Annotated in this window: 15 protein-coding genes; 4 read left to right on the forward strand and 11 right to left on the reverse strand. The window is 68.5% G+C overall.

Annotated features, from left to right (window positions below; translation table 11 throughout):
* Window positions 1-84: 84 nt before the first annotated feature.
* The 9 genes from VF167_15480 to VF167_15520 all read right to left on the reverse strand — a co-directional run bounded on the left by VF167_15480 (window position 85) and on the right by VF167_15520 (window position 10,873).
* Complete coding sequence (locus tag VF167_15480; protein HEX6926823.1) at window positions 85-483, reverse strand: response regulator; 399 nt, start codon at window positions 481-483, stop codon at window positions 85-87.
* Window positions 484-627: 144 nt separating this feature from the next.
* The gene (locus VF167_15485; GenBank protein HEX6926824.1) at window positions 628-2,250 is read right to left on the reverse strand and encodes an ATP-binding protein; all 1,623 of its coding nucleotides are present in this window, start codon (window positions 2,248-2,250) and stop codon (window positions 628-630) included.
* A complete protein-coding gene (locus VF167_15490; GenBank protein ID HEX6926825.1) occupies window positions 2,250-3,329 on the reverse strand; it encodes a chemotaxis response regulator protein-glutamate methylesterase in 1,080 nt (359 codons plus the stop codon). Before VF167_15490 ends, VF167_15485 begins: the two co-directional genes overlap by 1 nt.
* Window positions 3,322-4,173, reverse strand: coding sequence for a protein-glutamate O-methyltransferase CheR (locus tag VF167_15495; protein ID HEX6926826.1), 852 nt, complete (start codon window positions 4,171-4,173; stop codon window positions 3,322-3,324). Before VF167_15495 ends, VF167_15490 begins: the two co-directional genes overlap by 8 nt.
* A complete protein-coding gene (locus tag VF167_15500; protein HEX6926827.1) occupies window positions 4,170-6,083 on the reverse strand; it encodes a HEAT repeat domain-containing protein in 1,914 nt (637 codons plus the stop codon). The genes VF167_15495 and VF167_15500 overlap by 4 nt, the downstream gene beginning before the upstream one ends.
* Window positions 6,076-8,058, reverse strand: a complete 1,983-nt coding sequence (locus VF167_15505) for a methyl-accepting chemotaxis protein (protein ID HEX6926828.1) — start codon at window positions 8,056-8,058, stop codon at window positions 6,076-6,078. The genes VF167_15500 and VF167_15505 overlap by 8 nt, the downstream gene beginning before the upstream one ends.
* Window positions 8,055-8,534: a chemotaxis protein CheW gene (locus tag VF167_15510; GenBank protein ID HEX6926829.1), complete on the reverse strand. Its 480-nt coding sequence runs from the start codon at window positions 8,532-8,534 to the stop codon at window positions 8,055-8,057. The genes VF167_15505 and VF167_15510 overlap by 4 nt, the downstream gene beginning before the upstream one ends.
* A gap of 73 nt (window positions 8,535-8,607) precedes the next feature.
* The gene (locus VF167_15515) at window positions 8,608-8,949 is read right to left on the reverse strand and encodes a response regulator (GenBank protein HEX6926830.1); all 342 of its coding nucleotides are present in this window, start codon (window positions 8,947-8,949) and stop codon (window positions 8,608-8,610) included.
* A 7-nt stretch (window positions 8,950-8,956) separates the two neighbouring features.
* Complete coding sequence (locus tag VF167_15520) at window positions 8,957-10,873, reverse strand: chemotaxis protein CheA (GenBank protein HEX6926831.1); 1,917 nt, start codon at window positions 10,871-10,873, stop codon at window positions 8,957-8,959.
* 146 nt (window positions 10,874-11,019) lie between these two features.
* Between VF167_15520 and VF167_15525 the strand changes: the two genes are divergently transcribed.
* Window positions 11,020-11,472 (forward strand): 6-carboxytetrahydropterin synthase, encoded by a 453-nt coding sequence (locus VF167_15525; protein HEX6926832.1) that lies wholly within the window; start codon window positions 11,020-11,022, stop codon window positions 11,470-11,472.
* Window positions 11,473-11,501: 29 nt separating this feature from the next.
* Here VF167_15525 and VF167_15530 read toward each other — a convergent pair whose 3' ends face one another.
* Window positions 11,502-11,885 (reverse strand): prepilin-type N-terminal cleavage/methylation domain-containing protein, encoded by a 384-nt coding sequence (locus VF167_15530; protein ID HEX6926833.1) that lies wholly within the window; start codon window positions 11,883-11,885, stop codon window positions 11,502-11,504.
* Between the two features lie 110 nt (window positions 11,886-11,995).
* Window positions 11,996-12,403, reverse strand: coding sequence for a prepilin-type N-terminal cleavage/methylation domain-containing protein (locus tag VF167_15535; GenBank protein ID HEX6926834.1), 408 nt, complete (start codon window positions 12,401-12,403; stop codon window positions 11,996-11,998).
* Window positions 12,404-12,711: 308 nt separating this feature from the next.
* Between VF167_15535 and VF167_15540 the strand changes: the two genes are divergently transcribed.
* From VF167_15540 to VF167_15550, 3 genes are all read left to right on the forward strand, one after another.
* Window positions 12,712-13,749 (forward strand): NAD(P)/FAD-dependent oxidoreductase, encoded by a 1,038-nt coding sequence (locus tag VF167_15540; GenBank protein HEX6926835.1) that lies wholly within the window; start codon window positions 12,712-12,714, stop codon window positions 13,747-13,749.
* Window positions 13,750-13,998: 249 nt separating this feature from the next.
* Window positions 13,999-14,730: an SDR family oxidoreductase gene (locus VF167_15545; protein ID HEX6926836.1), complete on the forward strand. Its 732-nt coding sequence runs from the start codon at window positions 13,999-14,001 to the stop codon at window positions 14,728-14,730.
* A gap of 124 nt (window positions 14,731-14,854) precedes the next feature.
* Window positions 14,855-15,994: transglycosylase domain-containing protein (locus VF167_15550; protein ID HEX6926837.1), on the forward strand; the 1,140-nt coding region annotated here is incomplete at its 3' end.

The raw sequence follows: 15,994 nt of genomic DNA on the forward strand, positions 1-15,994 counted from the left end.
GTTCAGGCAAAATACATCGCGATGTTCTACGGAGAGGACGTGCTGGCGGCGCTGCAGAGGCACGAGCCGCACGCAGCCTGATCCTCAGAAGGAGTGCCTGCGGCCGGTCGAGAGCCATCGCTCGAGCTTCTCGAGAAAGGCAGGCATGTCGATGGGCTTGGTGACGTAGTCGTCGCAACCCGCTGCGAGCACGTTCTCTCTCGCGCCGTCGAGCGCCGTCAGGGCCACGATCGGCACGTCCTTCATGTCCGCCCGACGCCGCAGCATGCGGGTCGCCTCGAAGCCGTCCATCTCCGGCATCATCATGTCCATGAGGATGAGCGCCGGATGCTTCTCCACCGCTTTGGTCACGGCCTGACGACCATCCGTGGCCACCTCCACCCGGTATCCGACTGCCTCCAGCAGCGTCTTCAGAGCGTCACGACTGTCCAGGTGATCCTCGGCCACGAGGATCACCGAACCCGAGCGGCTGGATCCGTTCACAACGCTGCGAGTGTTTCTGATTTCCCGGATGGCACAGCGCTTCGCGATCCGCCGATGAGAGGCGGATCCGCGCTCTGGCAAATTCGTCGCTGACGTGGAATTACAAAGGAGGCTGCAGCCGTGCAAATCACATGCCGGTATCGATCAGTTGCGGCCGCCTTCAGCAGCCTGACTCGGAGGAGGTGTGCGTGGTAGGGTGAGCGTGAACGTGGTTCCATGTCCGGGGGCGGTCTCCAGCTCGAGAGTGCCGCCGAGGAGCAGCGCGAGCCGCCGCGAGATCGCCAGCCCCAGCCCGGTTCCTCCCCCCGAGCGGCCGAGACGGGTCTGCTCGAATTCCTCGAACACCTTCTCCACGTCGTCCGGGTGGATCCCCGGTCCGGTGTCCGTGACGGCCAGGATGGGCTTGCCGCCTTGCTCCCGCAGCTGCACGGCGACTTCCCCTTCGCTGGTGAACTTCACGGCGTTCGACAGCAGATTCAGGAGGATCTGTCGCACCCGCGCCGGGTCGGTGGTGATCGGCTCGACCTTGTCCAGCTCTGTTCTCAGCAGAAGTCCTTTCTGCTCGGCCTGGAGCTGCACCGATGTGACCGTGTCCATCACCAGGTATCGAAGGTCCACCAGCTCGCGACTGATCTCCAGCTTGCCCGCCTCGATCTTGGAGATGTCGAGCACGTCGTTGATGAGCTCGAGCAGATGTTGCGCGCTGCGGCCGAGGCTGTCGACCGCTTTCATCTGCGCCTCCGACAACTCTCCGAAGCTGCCCAACTGCAGGAGCTGGTTGTAGCCGATCACCGCATTGATCGGCGTGCGCAGGTCGTGGCTCATGGCGGCGAAGAAGCGCGACCTCTCGGACATCGCCCTTTCCAGTTTATCGGCCTGCTCTTCCATCTTCTGCGCCTGCTCACGCGTGCGGACGTGGAGCAGCGCGTTGTCGAGGGCGATGCTCGCCTGCCGGGCGAGGAGCTGCAGGAGTGGGACGTCGCCGCTGCGCGAAAGGCCTGAGCGACGCTGGATCAGCACAGCGAGCAGGAGCGGGGCGCGGCCGTCGATCTGCACGCGCGTCGCGACCGCCGCGCTCAGCTCCTCGCGGCGAACCACGGCGCCTTCCGGGCCCGTCAGCTCCGCGAGGTTCAGCTCGATGGGACGCTGGCCTCCGTCGCCCAGATGCTCGAAGATGCTGGCAGCGAGGCGGCGAACCATGGGATCCGCCAGATCCACCCCACTCGCGGAATAGAGCGGCGGATGATCGTCTCCGGGCGCGAAGACGAGTAGCGCGGCGCGGGCACGGAAGACCTCGCGCACCTGCTCCACGAAGCGCCGGCTGACCTCTTCGGGCTCCAGGGATTGCATCAGGCTGTCGGAGATGCGCGCCAGGGCGGTGAGCTCGTCGGTGCTGCGCTTGATGCGCGACATCACCCCCACCCGCGCAAGGAGCTCGGCGCGGCTGCAATCCTTGGTAAGGAAATCGTACGCTCCCAGGTCGAGTCCGCGGACGATCACCTCGTCCGTGGGGGGATCGGCGGTGAGGAAGATCACCGGCATCTGCTGCGTGCGCGGATCTTCCTTGAGGCGCTCCACCACCTCGAAGCCGTCCAGGCCCGGCATGTAGACGTCGAGGACGATCACGTCCGGGCACCATTCCCGGGCGAGACGAAGGCCCTCCTCTCCGTTCTCGGCGGTGGCCACGACGTGGCCCGCCTCGCCGAGGGAGGCGGCGACCGCCACCCGGGGGATCTTCTGGTCGTCGACGACGAGAACTCGCGCCATCAGGGTTCTTCCCAGGTACCCGAACGGCCGCTGCAGAGGGCAGCGATCGCCTGACCGATCTCGTCCAGCCTCAGGACCCGCTCCGCCCAGGGAGCGGCGGCACGCGGCATCCCGTAGATCACCGCTGTCTGCTCGCTCTCGGCCAGCGTGCGACCCCCTGCCTCCCGCAGCTCACGCAACCCTTCCGCCCCGTCGTCCCCCATCCCCGTCAGGATCACACCGATGGTGCGGGAGCCGGCCACCGCGGCAGCGGAGCGAAAGAGCAGGTCGACAGAAGGGCGATGCAGGTAATCGTCACTTCCGTTGGTCACTCGGGCGCGCAGCCTCGAGCCGTCGCGCTCGATCGAGATCTGCGAGCCGCCGGGGGCCAGGTAGACGGAGCCCGGCTCCAGCGTCGCGCCGTCCACCGCCTCGCGCACGCGCACACTGCTGCGGCGGTCGATGCGCTCGGCGAGCGTCCGTGTGAAACCTGCAGGCATGTGCTGCGCCACCACGACCGCCGCCGTCAGGTCGGCCGGGAGTGACGCGATCACTTCCATCAGTGCCTTGGGTCCACCGGTGGAGGAGCCGATCACCACGAGGTCGTAGTCGCCGCGCGGCTCGGGCTCGAGCTGAACGGGCGGGGGCGGCTCGGCCACCGTTACCGTCTCCGGTGCGGATCCTTGTTTGTGCACCGAGGCCCCGGCCACGGCCAGCACCTTCTCCCGGATCACCGGTTCCAGCCGGTGGATGTCCATCGCGGTGCCGGCCGAGGTCTTGTCGACGAAGTCCACCGCCCCGAGCTCGAGCGCGCGCATGGTCACGTCTGCACCGTCCGAGGTGAGCGTGCTCAGCATGAGCACGCCCGTGGGCGCAACCTCCATGATGGTGCGCAGCACTTCGAGGCCGTCCTGGTCCGGCAGGTTCACGTCCAGGATGACCACGTCGGGGCGAAGGGTGCGGGCGAGGGTGATCCCCTCGGCTCCGTTTGCCGCCGTGGCGACCACTTCCACACCCGGCACCGGGCTGAGCATGCGCTGCACCGCCTGGCGCACGAACGTGGAATCGTCCACCAGGAGGACACGTATCGACTCAGCCATCCGCGGGACGTCGGTAGTAGATCACGCCCGGCCGCCGCACCGGGACGAAGCGGTTGGGGATCCGGCTGAGGCTCTCGGCGTGACCGAGGAAGAGATAGCCGCCCGGTACGAGCGCGTCGTACAGCCCCTGGATGGCCCGGGCGATGTTGTGGTCGTCGAAGTAGATGAGCACGTTTCTGCAGAAGATCACGTCCTGCGGTGGGAGCGAACCCCTCCAGTCTCGAGCGACCAGGTTCGCCTCGGCAAACTCCACCATTCGTTTGATGGCGGGCTTGATACTCCACATCTGGTCGCCGCAGCGGTCGAAGTACTTCGCCCGTTCCGGATCCTGTACGCGGCGGAAGGCGTTTGCCCCGTACGCCCCCCGGCGCGCCCGGACGAGCGCTTCCGAATCGAGGTCCACCCCGATAACGCGCGCCGACCAGAGCGATGTTGAGCCTAGTGCCCCCCGCGCCACGATGGCCAGCGTGTACGCTTCCTCCCCCGCCGCGCACCCCGCGCTGAGCACGCGAATCTCCCGTCGGGAGGCACGCTCCAATCCCTTCTTCACCTCCGGCAGAACCTCCGCGGCGAAGGCATCGAGCTGCGCCGGTTCGCGGAAGAAGTAGCTCTCGTTGTTGGTCAGGTGCGGGAGGAGCTGATGTCGCTCGCGCTCCTTCTCGGGATGGAACTTCAGATGGAGATATAGCTGCTCGAAGCTGTCGAAGCCGAGGGCGATCCGCCGCGCGTCCAGTCGAGAACGGAGAATGTCACGCTTGGCGGGCCCGAAGCAAAGACCGTATTCCTCGCTGAGCCATTCGCTGAACAGCCGGTATTCGCGGTCACTTAGCTCAGGCCTTGTCACGAGTCCTCGGAAGGCCGGTCCTGCAAGCCCGCGGCCACCAGGGCAGCGGTGTGACGCACCAGCGCGTCCTCGTCCTCCGCCGCCACCCGGTCGAGGGCGGCGACGGTGCTCGGTAGTTTCAGACGCTCCAGGGCCTTGATCGCCACCAGGCGGACTTCGCGGTCCGGGTCCTCGAGCGCGGCTTCCAGGTGCTGGGCCGTGTCGCGGCTCGACAGGCGCTGAATGGCTACGGCGGCGATCCGCCGGCGATCGCGGTCGGGGTCGTGGATGTGACGGGCAAGCGGCTCCTCGGCGCGAGCGTCACCCAGCTCCCCCAGCGCGGCCAGGGCCACCGCCCGGATGCCCGGGTCGGGGTCCGCCAGGACGCTGACGAGGGGTTGGAAAGCCTCCGGCGATCCGGTGCAGCCGAGTGCCTGGACGGCCTCGAACCGTCGTGGAGCATCGGCAGCGGCGAGCACGCGCTCGAGCTCAGCCACCGCCTCCGGGCTGCCGTCGGTGCCGAGCGCGCGGATGAGCGCGCGGGCCGCGGCTTCGTCGGTTTCGCGACGCAGCGCCGCGATCAGCTCCCGCCCTGTGGCAACGCCGCAGCGCCCGGCCGCCGCAGCCGCCGCGGCCCGGACTCGCGGGTCAGGATCGTGGAGCATCTCGGCCAGGGGTGCGCAGCGCTGGCTCCCCAGCCGCCCATAGGCGAGTGCCACCCCGAGCCGTACGCGCGGGTCTCGCCTGGACTCTTCCAGCACCGCCAGCACCTTCTCCACGTCGGCACGGCCGAGCGCGTCGGCCGAGGCGGCACGCATCTCCTCCTTTTCGCTCCCGAGGAGGGCGGCCACCCGCTGCAAGTCTTCCCGCGCTTCGAGCGGCGGGAGGAGGGACAGCAGGGTAGGGAGCTCCTCCGCAGATGCGCCATCCAGACGGCGCAGAATGGCTTCCGCGCGGAGCACGGCCGGGGCGTGCTCCAGGCCTACGACAGCGGCGCCCTCAGGGTCGTCCCGCAGGTGACCGAGCAGGGCATCGATCGCGCTGCGCGTGCCCGCGAGGCCGAGCAGACGCGCGCACTCGGGATCGCCGCTCGCCTCGAGCTCCTTTTTCAGCGCCTCCTCTTCATCACGTAGTGCCAGTTGGAGCCACTCCGGAGCCGGCTGATCGATCCGGGCGAGGATCTGCGCGGCCGCCCGGAGCGCCGCCCGCCGCGGTTCATCGGGCATCTCGACCATATCGCGGAGCGCCTCCAGCGACTCCGCGTCGCCAACCCGGCCCAGCGCCCGCGCAGCGGCGGCGGCCAGCCAGGGGTCCGTAGTCAGACGGGCGAGCACCGGGCTCGCCCGCGGGTCACCGAGGTCGCCGAGGGCGACCGCCGCGGCATTCCCCGTCCAGAAATCCCGCTTTTCGGCGAGCGCGATCAGCGCGCCGAGCGCGCGGGGATCTTTCAGCTCACCCAGGGCCTCGGCTGCGGCCGCGACGACGTTCGGCTCGGGGTCGCCGAGCGCCGCTTCCAGCGCCTCACGCGCGCGCGGATTCCCCGACTCGCCGAGCGCGTTGGCGCACAGGAGCCGCACGTCGCTGTCGGGGCTGTCGTGCAGTGCGCGGATCAGGAGGGGGAGGGGAGCGCTCGGGTCACGGGCGCCGGGGGTCGACAGCCCGGCCAGGGCGGAGCGCGCGCCGTTCCGACGGTCCGGGTGCGATCCCTCGGAGAGCTCGGCGATGAGCAGCTCTACCAGACGAGCGTCGGGCGTCAGCCGGCGGAGCACCTCGCGGGCTCCCTCGCGGGTCCACGCGCTCTCGCTGGCGAGGAGCTCGAGCAGCGTCTCCACCAACGGGCGGACCTCGTCCGCTTCGATCGCCGCCGCCGCGGCGTGGAGCGCTCCCTCGGGATCGCCCTGATGGATCGCCTCGCGGAGCTCCTCAGACACGGAAGGTGGTGACCAGTTCGGTGAGGCGGTTGGCCTGCGTGGAGAGCTCGCGCGCGGCGTTCGCCATTTCCTGCAGCGCGCGCTGCGTCGCGCGCGCCCCCTCGCTGATGTTTTCGGTCGCCTTCAGGACCATCTCCCCTCCACGCTTCTGCTCTTCAGTGGCGGCGAAGACCTCACGCGTCTGCCGGTTCATGTTCTCGATGGCTTCGGCGATCTGCCTCGCGCCGATTGCCTGCTCCCGTGTGGCCAGCCGGGTTTCCGACGAGATGCGCTCGATGTGACGGATCGCTTCCTGCGCCTGCTCCGCCGCGCTGATCTGCTGCTCGGTCGCGAGGGAGACCTCCTCCATGAGTTGCCGCGTTCGCCCGGAAGACTCGATGATCTTCTCGAGCGCCTTGCCTGCCCCGTTGGCGAGTTGGATGCCCCGCGGGGTCCGCTCCGCCATCTCCCCTGTCGACCGGACCGTCTGGCTGACATCCTCCAGTACGCTCTGGATGGTCGCGCCGATCTCGCGCGTCGATTCGACCGAGCGCTCCGCCAGGCGGCGGATCTCCTGCGCCACGACGGTGAAGCCGCGGCCGTGCTCGCCCGCCCGCGCCGCCTCGATCGCGGCATTCAAAGCCAGCAAGTTGGTCTGGTCCGCGATGTCCTCGATGACTCCGGAGATGTGGCCGATCGCTTCGCTCGTCCGCCGCAGGTCGGAGATGTCTTCCACCAGCCGCTGCATCTCCGCGTGGATCTGACGCATTGCATCGATCGTGCTCTCCACTGCCTCCCCGCCTGCTCGCGCGTCTCCCTCCGCCCCGCGGGCGATCTCCCGCGTCTCCTGCACGTGGCGGGCGACCTGCTGGATCGAGGCGACCATCTCCTCGATCGTGGCCGAGGTCTGCTCCACCGACACGCTGAGCGACTCCGTGCTGGTGGCGGTCTGCTCGATCGAGTTGCTCATCTGCGTGACCGAGCTGGAGGTCTGCTCCACGGAGGTCGCGAGCGATTCGGTGCTGCCGGCCACGCGATTGATCTGAGCCGCGATCTCCTCCATGGAGCTGGAGGTCTCCTCCGTGGAGCGCACCTGCAGGTCGGCGGTGCTGGAGATCTCCTCGGACGACGCGGCGATCTGCTCGGCGGTGGAGGCCACCTGCGAGGTGCTCCCGGCGACGCTGGAGATGATCGCCCGCAGGTCGCTGGACATCGAGTTCAGCGCGCGCACGACCTTGCCGACCTCGTCTTCGCCGCGCAACGGGGCCTGTCGCGTCAGGTCACCCTCGGCCACCGCCGAAGCGAGCTCCACCGCCTCCGAGAGGGGTGCGCCGATCCGGCCTGCGATCCAGAAGGCAATCAGCAGGGCGCCGATGGCCGCGAGCAGGGTGGCTGTCGCCGACGTCCAGCGCATCCAACGCAGGGCGTCGGCTACGTTCGCGCCGGCCTGGAGTGCCGCCCTGCCCGCCGCGTCGCTCAGGCTCGAAAGCGCCGACCGCGCCTGCTGCACCTGGTCCCGCGCGACGCCCTGCTGGTACCAGGCGATCACCGAGTCCACCGGCGGACCGCCCGGCTGCAGGGTCGCCTGGCGCAGCGGAATCGCCACGTTGGCCGCGGAGCTCTGCCAGGCCTGCATGGCCGCCTCGGCCTGGGAGAGGACCTCCTGCTGGCTCTGGTTTGCGACCTCCATGGCGTCGCGGAAGGCCTGCTGCTTCTGCTCGAGGAACTCTTCGTAGGCGGTGAGCGAGCGTGGGTCCCCGGTCAGGGCGTACTCGCGCACCGAGCCGTTCATCGAGGCGAAGGCGCGGGAGAGGTCGAGAGTGGTTGCCCAGAGCGCTTCGATCCTCTCGCGCTGATCGTTTTCGCGCTGGATGCGCTCCGCCTGGATCGCGACGACCACCGCGATCACGAACATGAAGGCCAGGATCAGTGCGTAACCCAGCAGGATCTTGTTCCGCACGGCCGTGTTCGCGAACCACTCCGAAAGGCGGCTCATCGTCTCTCCTCTTCGGGGGCGTTCTGCAGGTCCAGGACCTTGCTCAATTCCAGCAGGGTGACCAGCCGCTGCTCGCCGGGGGCCAGCACTCCGAGCACCCACCCCTCCGGGAGCGAGGCCTCGATCTCCTCGGGCGGCTCCTCCGCGCGCCGGTCGAGGGGCACCAGGTCGAGCACGGCGTCCACCAGCAAGCCGATCGATCCATCGCCGTACGGATCCCGCACGACGACCAGCCTCCCGGCGTGGTTCGCGGGTCGGCCCAGAAGGCGCTCGCCCAGGTCCAGGATGGGAACCAGCGCACCCCGCACGCTGGCGATGCCCAGAATGGTTGGAGGAGGGAAGGGGAGCCGGGTGATGGGCGGAGCGCGGAGAACCTCGCGAACCCTTCGCACGTCGATCCCGAATTCAGCCTCGCCCACGCGCACGACCACCGCTCGCTCCTCGCCGTCGAGCAGACCGTTACCCCGGTCGGTCAAGGCGCTCCCTCCCTGACGAGAGTCGTTGCGGGCAGAGCGCGGCGGGTCGACTCGCCACACAGCGAGGCCGGTGTCATTCGTCCGAACCCGGGTAGAGGTCGCGCACGGCCGCGAGCAGTTCCGGAGGTGTCCAGGGCTTCTTCAGGTAGCCGCTGGCTCCCGCCGCGATGGCCGCGCGTTCATCCTCCTCCTCGCCCTCGGTGGAGACCACCAGCGCGGGCGTCTCCGCCAGTCCGAGCTCCCCCCGCAGGCGCCGCAGGAACTCCAGGCCGTCCATCTGCGGCATGTTGATGTCGACGATGAAGAGGTCGACGTCGGGGTTTTCGGCGGCCGCGTCGAGCGCCTCGGCGCCGTTTTCCGCGTAGATCAGCTCGGCACCCTCGGCCGAGAGTACCGCGCGGTAGAGCTGGCGCATGAGCGCACTATCCTCGACGACGAGGATTTTGTGGGGCGATGAAGGCACGGTTCTCCCTCTGGTGATGAGCCAGGTTGAGGTCGAGCAGGCCGGCGGGGTCCAGGAGGAGGATCACCCGGCCATCCGGCGACACGCTGGCTCCGAAGACGCCCGGAAGCCGGCCCAGGTAGTGTGGCATCGCCTTCACGACCAGGTCGCGCTGTTCCAGCAGCCGGCTGGCCAGCACGGCGGCGCGACGCGATCCCGAGCGCACCACCACGGCGAAAGGAGCGGTGGCTCCGCCCGTTCCGTCGTCCGCGGCGGAACGTTCGTGCCAGCCGAAGATGCGCTCCGCCCGGGCGACCGGTACCAGACCGTCCTCCAGCCGGAGCACCTCGGTCGCGCCGGCTCGCTCGGGCGCGATCCCGCGCAGCGTGCCCTCCACCGAGACCGCGGGGAAGGCCAGGGTGGCGCCGCCCGCCTCGAAGATCAGCGCCGGCAGGATCGCCAGCGTGAGGGGGAGATCGAGAACGAAGCGCGTGCCCCCCTCCGGACGCATCTCCACCGAGAGCTGTCCGCGGAGTGCGACGATCCGCTGCTTCACCACGTCGAGGCCGATCCCCCTACCGGAGACGGTGTCCGAGCTGGCGCGGGTCGAGAAGCCGGGCAGGAAGATGAGCTCGGCGAGCTCTTCGTCGCTGGGCTCCGCATCCGGGGACAGCAGCCCGAGCGCACGCGCCCGCTCCCGCAGCGCCGCGGGGTCGAGGCCGGGTCCGTCGTCCATTACCTCCACGCGCACGCGGTCCCCCTGCCGCTCCGCGCGCAGCACGATCGTGCCCGTGGGCGGCTTTCCGGCGGCCTCTCGTTCCGCCGGGAGACGCACGCCGTGGTCCACCGCGTTGCGCACGAGGTGCAAGAGGGGGTCGCCGAGGGCGTCGACCATGCTGCGATCGAGCTCCACCTCTCCGCCCCGGAGGACCACGCGCACGCGTTTGCCCTGCTCGCGCGCGAGGTCCCGGGCCAGGCTGGGGAAGCGGGAGAAGACGCGCTGCACGGGCACCAGGCGCGCGTCCATGGTGGAGGTGCGCAGGGCGCGCGAGACGCGGCCGAGCTGTTCGACCAATTCCCCCAGGGGGCGCTCCACGCCGGCCTGGCGGAGCCCGTCCTCCCGTTCTTCGAGCAGGGCTTCCAGGGCGGCGGTCACGCTGGTCAGCTCGCCGACCTGGTCCAGCAGCTCGTCGAGCTTGGCGAAGGAGACACGCAGGTACTCGCCGGCGGCCTCCGATGGCTCCGCCTCGGTGTGCTCGGGCGCGCGTTTGCTCCCAGGCCGATGAGAGTCCGGCTCGTCGCCGGCTCGGTGGTCGGCGGCATGTTCCTCGGCGTGGTCGCCCGCCCGGCCGGATGCGCCCGCGGAGGGGGAGGGCGAGGAGGGGGCGGTGTCGACGAAGCTTGCCGCGGGAGGGCTGACGCCGAGGTCGAGCCGCGCGAGTCGGGCGAAGGCGTGCTGCTGACCCTCCGATCCCGCCTGCTCCACTGCCTGGCGCACCGCGGCGGCCGCCTCGAAGAGCGAGTCGAGCTGCTCGCTGAGAAAGGCGGGTGGCGCCTCCTTGAAGACCTCCTCCAGGGCGTGGACCGCGTCCACCAGCGGGCGCAGCCCGAGCATGCCCGAGTTCCCCTTGAGCGTGTGCAGCGCGCGCAGGAGTGCAGTGGTGTCCTCCGGCGGCAGTGCACCCGAGTCCTCGAGGGTCAGCAGCGCCGCGTCCAGGCGGTCGAGCTGCTCGCGCGCCTCGTCGCGGAACTCGCCAAGCAGGGAAGACAGGTCGAAGGGATCGGCCAGGAGTTCCTCCGGGTGGGGGGCGGCGGTGGCTAGAGGGCAGGAGCGGGAGGAGACAAATGGCGTGCCAGCGGGGGGACGGGGGTGGGGGATAAGGTGACAAGGTGACAAGGTGACAAGGTGACAAGGTGACAAGGTGAACAAAGGCGGGAAGCCGATTTCCCGACGCGACGGTCAGCGCTACAATTGGTGGAGTGTGGCTCGGACAGCTGCTCAGGCAGCCATTCACCTTGTCACCTTGTCACCCATTCACGGCCATGCCCGTCTTCCTCACCCGCACAGTCCGTTTCGCCGCGGCGCACAGATATTACCGACCCGAGTGGAGCGAGGAGCGCAACCGGGAGGTGTTCGGTGCCTGTGCCAACCCGTACGGGCACGGGCACAACTACGTGCTGGAGGTGACGGTGGCGGGGGAGCCGGATCCGGAGACGGGGTTCAGCGTGGATCTGGCAAAGCTGGACGAGCTGCTGCGGGTGGAGGTGCGAGAGCGGCTGGATCATCGGCACCTGAATCAGGACGTGGCCATCTTCCGCGAGGGCGGGAAGATCCCGACCACCGAGAACCTGTTGATCTTCCTCTGGAATCGGCTGGCGCCGCAGGTAAAGGGGGCGCGGCTGGTGCGGCTACGGCTGCGGGAGGATGTGGATCTGTGGGCGGACTACTACGGGCCGGGAAACGAGGCAGGGCCTCGGGGGGAGGCCCTGGCTTAACGGAGAGTTCGATCGGAGGAGTTTATACGTCATGAGCAGTTGGCGCTCTCGTAGAAATTGCCTTCTGCATCGACGCTCTGTGGCATCAGATCGGCTGCCACTCCTGCGGCATTAGGAGTTGCGACGGCGCAATATCCGGTTCCGTGTGCAACGATACTGTACGTAAAATACGTCCCCCCAGCGCCCAAAGTCGTACCGCCCTCGAGTTGCGTGATGTCTAGAGTGTAGTCAGCGTGTGCCGCCCGGTACCGCTCCTGCAAGGTCACGATTTGCTTCAGGTACGGCCCGGCCTCCGCCTCCTTGGCATTCCGGGTAACCCGCCCGAAGGCCGGAATTGCAAGGCTGGCGAGTATGCCGATGATGACCACGACGATCATCAACTCGATCAGGGTGAAACCACGAATATTCCTCATGGCTAATCTCCGGAGCCGCGAACAGCAGGGGTTCTTAAACGAGACCGGAGGACGGCACCGACTCCGCCCTCCGGTCTCGGGCTACCCAGCGATCGCTTTAGCTGACTAGCTCAGCTCCAAGTGATCTGCTTGGTGTCGCAGTTCATCGTGGGGTTCTGCATGTTGGCCGTGGCCGGCGGCTCGATCTTCGTGGCCGAAGCGGTACGGTTAGCCGCCGAAAGCGTCCAGTTGCCATAGTAGGTGGCCTGCGGATCGCTCCAACCAGCGTCGCCAAGCGCGGGCCCACCGCCGCCAGTGGCCGCCGCGGCCGCGCCGTCAGGGAACGCACCGTAGCGGAGCTCGTACGCCTCGGCAAGCGAACACATCTGCTTCAGGATCGGCTCGGCCTCGGCCTGCTTGGCGCCATCGGACACACTGGTGAAGCGGGGAATCGCGATCGCCGCCAGGATGCCGATGATCACCACCACGATCATCAGCTCGATGAGGGTGAAGCCCTTGCTGTTGCGAAGGTTTCGCATTGTGACTCTCTCTCCGTGGGAGTGTTAAGAGGCGGAGAAGGTGTTCGCCCGCCGCTGGCCGCGGAGTAAGGCAACGCATATGCCCTGTGGGGTAACAGAGGGTAAGCCGTGACGGGGACGCTACTTAGATTCTCATAGGTCCACGGAGAGGGGTCTTGCCGCGGCGAGATCCTGCACGATGCATTGCAGAGTGCAAGGTGCCGCCGGAGGGTTGCGTCGCTGGGTGGGGGTACCTATATCGCATCGCCCCCCCCGACCCTGGTCGCGGGGCGTTTCACCATGCGCGCAACGAGTGAAGGAGCACGGGCGTGAACGACACGCACAACGATATAAAGGATGTTACCATCATCGGCGGCGGGCCCACGGGCCTCTTCGCCGCCTTCTACGCCGGGCTGCGCGGCGTCTCCTGCCGGATCATCGACGCCCTCCCTGAGCTGGGGGGACAGCTCATGGCGCTCTACCCGGAGAAATACATCTACGACGTCGGGGGGCTGCCGAAGATCCTCGCTAAGGATCTGGTGAAGAACATGATCCAGCAGGGGACGCAGTTCGATCCCGACATCGTGCTGGAGGCAGAGGTCCGCGAGCTGATCCACGAGAACGGTCACATCCGCCTCACCACGCCCAAGGGCGACTTCTTCTCACGCACCGTCATCATCACGGCGGGCAAGGGCGCCCTGAACCCCCGGGTGCTGGAGTGCCCCGGCTGGGAGGAGCTCTACGAGAACGGCGGCGGCGTCCATACGCATGTGCGCCGGCCCGAGGACTTCCGCGACCGCCGCGTCCTGCTGGTGGGCGGCGGTGACTCGGCCGTCGACTGGGCGCTGGGCCTGCAAGGCATCGCCCGCGAGATCACCCTCATCCACCGCCGGGATCAGTTCCGCGCGCACCGCGCCAGCGTGGAGCAGATGCGGGCGCTGGCCGCCGAGGGGAAGCTGACCATCCTCACCCCCTACGAGGTGCGGGCCATCGAATCGGACGGAGCCTGCGTCAGCGCGGCGATCATCTACCGCAACGACACCAACGAGGATCTGCGGCTGGAGGTCGACTCGGTAGTCGCGCTGCTCGGCTTCAAGCCCGACCTCGGCCCGATCGGCAACTGGGGCCTCGAGCTGGAGCGCAACTCGATCAAGGTCTCCCCCCTGATGGAGACCAATCTCCCCGGCGTCTACGCCGCCGGCGACGTCACTCATTATCCCGGCAAGCTGGAGCTGATCGCCACCGGCTACAGCGAGGCCGCCATCGCCGTCAACAACGCGGTCCACTACCTGAACCCCAAGGCCCGGGTGAATCCGGGGCATTCGACGAACCTGAAGCAGTTCGCGCAGGACTCGGGGGAGGGATGAGGGGGGCGGGGTGACAAGGTGACAATGACAGGAGGGGAAATGACGGTGGCGGTAAGACAAGGAGACACGGAGACAAGGAGCCAAGGAGTGGGGGGGGACGAGGTGAAGGGGTGAACGAGCGCCAATACCGTCACGACACTGGCCAACGGACGGGGGTGTAATCCGCGCCTCGAAACCCTCGCCTTGTCACCTTGTCACCCCGTCACCCCACCAAGCCCCGGCACCACACCAGAACACCCAGCTACGCCCATGGATCTCCACAACCGCTCCGCCCTCGTCACCGGTGCCGCCGTACGGGTGGGGCGGGCGATTGCGCTGGGGCTGGCGCGCGGAGGGGCGCGAGTGGTCATCCACTACCACGGGTCGGGGGAGGAGGCGGAGGCGCTGGCGCGGCAGATCCGGGAGGAGGGGGGCGAGGCGGCCACTCTCCAGGCCGACCTGTCGCGCCACGACGAGGTGCTGGGTCTGGCCGAGCAGGCGGAAGGCCCGTTCGGCCCCCTCGACATCCTCGTCAACAACGCCTCGATCTTCCCGGAGCAGCCGCTCGCCGAGGTGGACGAGAGCCTCTGGAACCGCACACTGGCCATCAACCTGAAAGCCCCCTTCTTCCTCACGCAGCGCCTCGGCGGCCGCATGAAGCAACGCGGCGGAGGCGTGATCGTGAACCTGGGCGACCTCGCGGGCATCCAATCGTGGAGCGGGTACGCGGCGCACTCCGTCTCGAAGGCGGGGCTGCTCCACCTCACCCGGATTGCGGCGCGGGCCCTCGGGCCGGAGGTGCGGGTGAACGCGATCGCTCCGGGAACGGTGCTTCCGCCGGAGAACCTCTCCGAGGAGGAGGTCCGGACCCTGGCGCAGCGGACCCCCTTGAAGCGCATCGGCTCGCCCGACGACGTCGTCGGAGCGGTGCTCTATCTCATCGGGGCCGATTTCGTCACCGGAGAGACGATCGTGCTGGACGGCGGACGGCTGCTGATGTGACCTGGACGGACGGAACATCGACTCCAGCGGCTCGGTACCAGACCCGACACTCTCATTGAGGAGCTCGGCCGGCCTTCGCTCCTTACCGCGCCGACCGATTTCGCTTTCCCGACTCCAACCCTGAATGTTCGCCAGCCGACGCACCCGTAAGGGGAAAAAGAAGAGCAGCGGGAAGCGGGCCGGCCTCGGGCGGAAGATCCTGCTCGGGGTCGCGCTCGTCGGCCTCCTCGGTGTGCTGACCGCGGGTGCCGGACTGCTCTACCTGTGGCCCCGCTGTAGCGGCGACTCCTGTCCCTCGGTCGAGTCGCTCCGCGACTACCGCCCGCCGCAGGCGACCCGGCTCTACGATCGGACCGGGACGATCCTGGCCCACCTGGCCCCCGAGCGGCGCATCGTGGTGCCGCTGGAGCAGATTCCTGCGACCGTGGTGGGAGCCTTCCTCGCGGTGGAGGACCGGCGCTTCTTCAGCCACCACGGGGTCGACTACCGACGCGCCTTCGGCGCCCTGGTGGCGGACATCCGGTCGATGAGCTTCCAGCAGGGCTTCAGCACCATCACCATGCAGCTCGCGCGGAATGTCTTCCCGGAGCACCTCACCCGGGAGAAGACCCTGCGGCGCAAGCTCTGGGAGATTGTTCTCGCCCGGCAGATCGAGGAATCCTTCGACAAGAAGGAGATTCTCGAGCTATACCTCAATCAGATCAACCTGGGGAACGGGCTCTACGGGGTGGAGGCCGCCGCGCAGGGTTACTTCGGCAAGCACGCCCGCGAGCTGGACGACGTGGAGGCCGCGCTGCTGGCGGCCATCCCCAAGGCCCCCACCATCTACAACCCGAGGCGCAACCCGGTCCAGGCGCGGGCGCGGCGCGATCTCGTCCTCACCATGATGGCGGAAGCGGGAGTGATCAGCCCGGAAGAGGCCGCGCGCGGCAAGGAGCGGGATCTCGGCCTGGTGCCGCCGATGGAGGCGCGGAGCTCCGCGCCCTACTTCGTGCAGGCGGTGAAGCGCGAGCTACTGGAGCGGTTCGGACCGGATTTCGAGACCGCGGGCTACCGCGTGTACACCACCCTCGACCCCGCGCTGCAGACGGCCGCGCAGAAGGCATTGCGCGATCAGCTGGCACGGGTGGAAGCGGGGGAGATCGGCAGGTATCGCGGGCCCAACTGCTCCACTGGAAAGGTGGAGAACCCCGCCGAGTGTCTGCAGGGGCTCTTCGTGGCCATGGACGTTCACCTGGGCGACGTCCTCGCCCTGGTGGGCGGG

The organism is Longimicrobiaceae bacterium (genome assembly GCA_036375715.1).
Lineage (GTDB): Bacteria > Gemmatimonadota > Gemmatimonadetes > Longimicrobiales > Longimicrobiaceae > DASVBS01.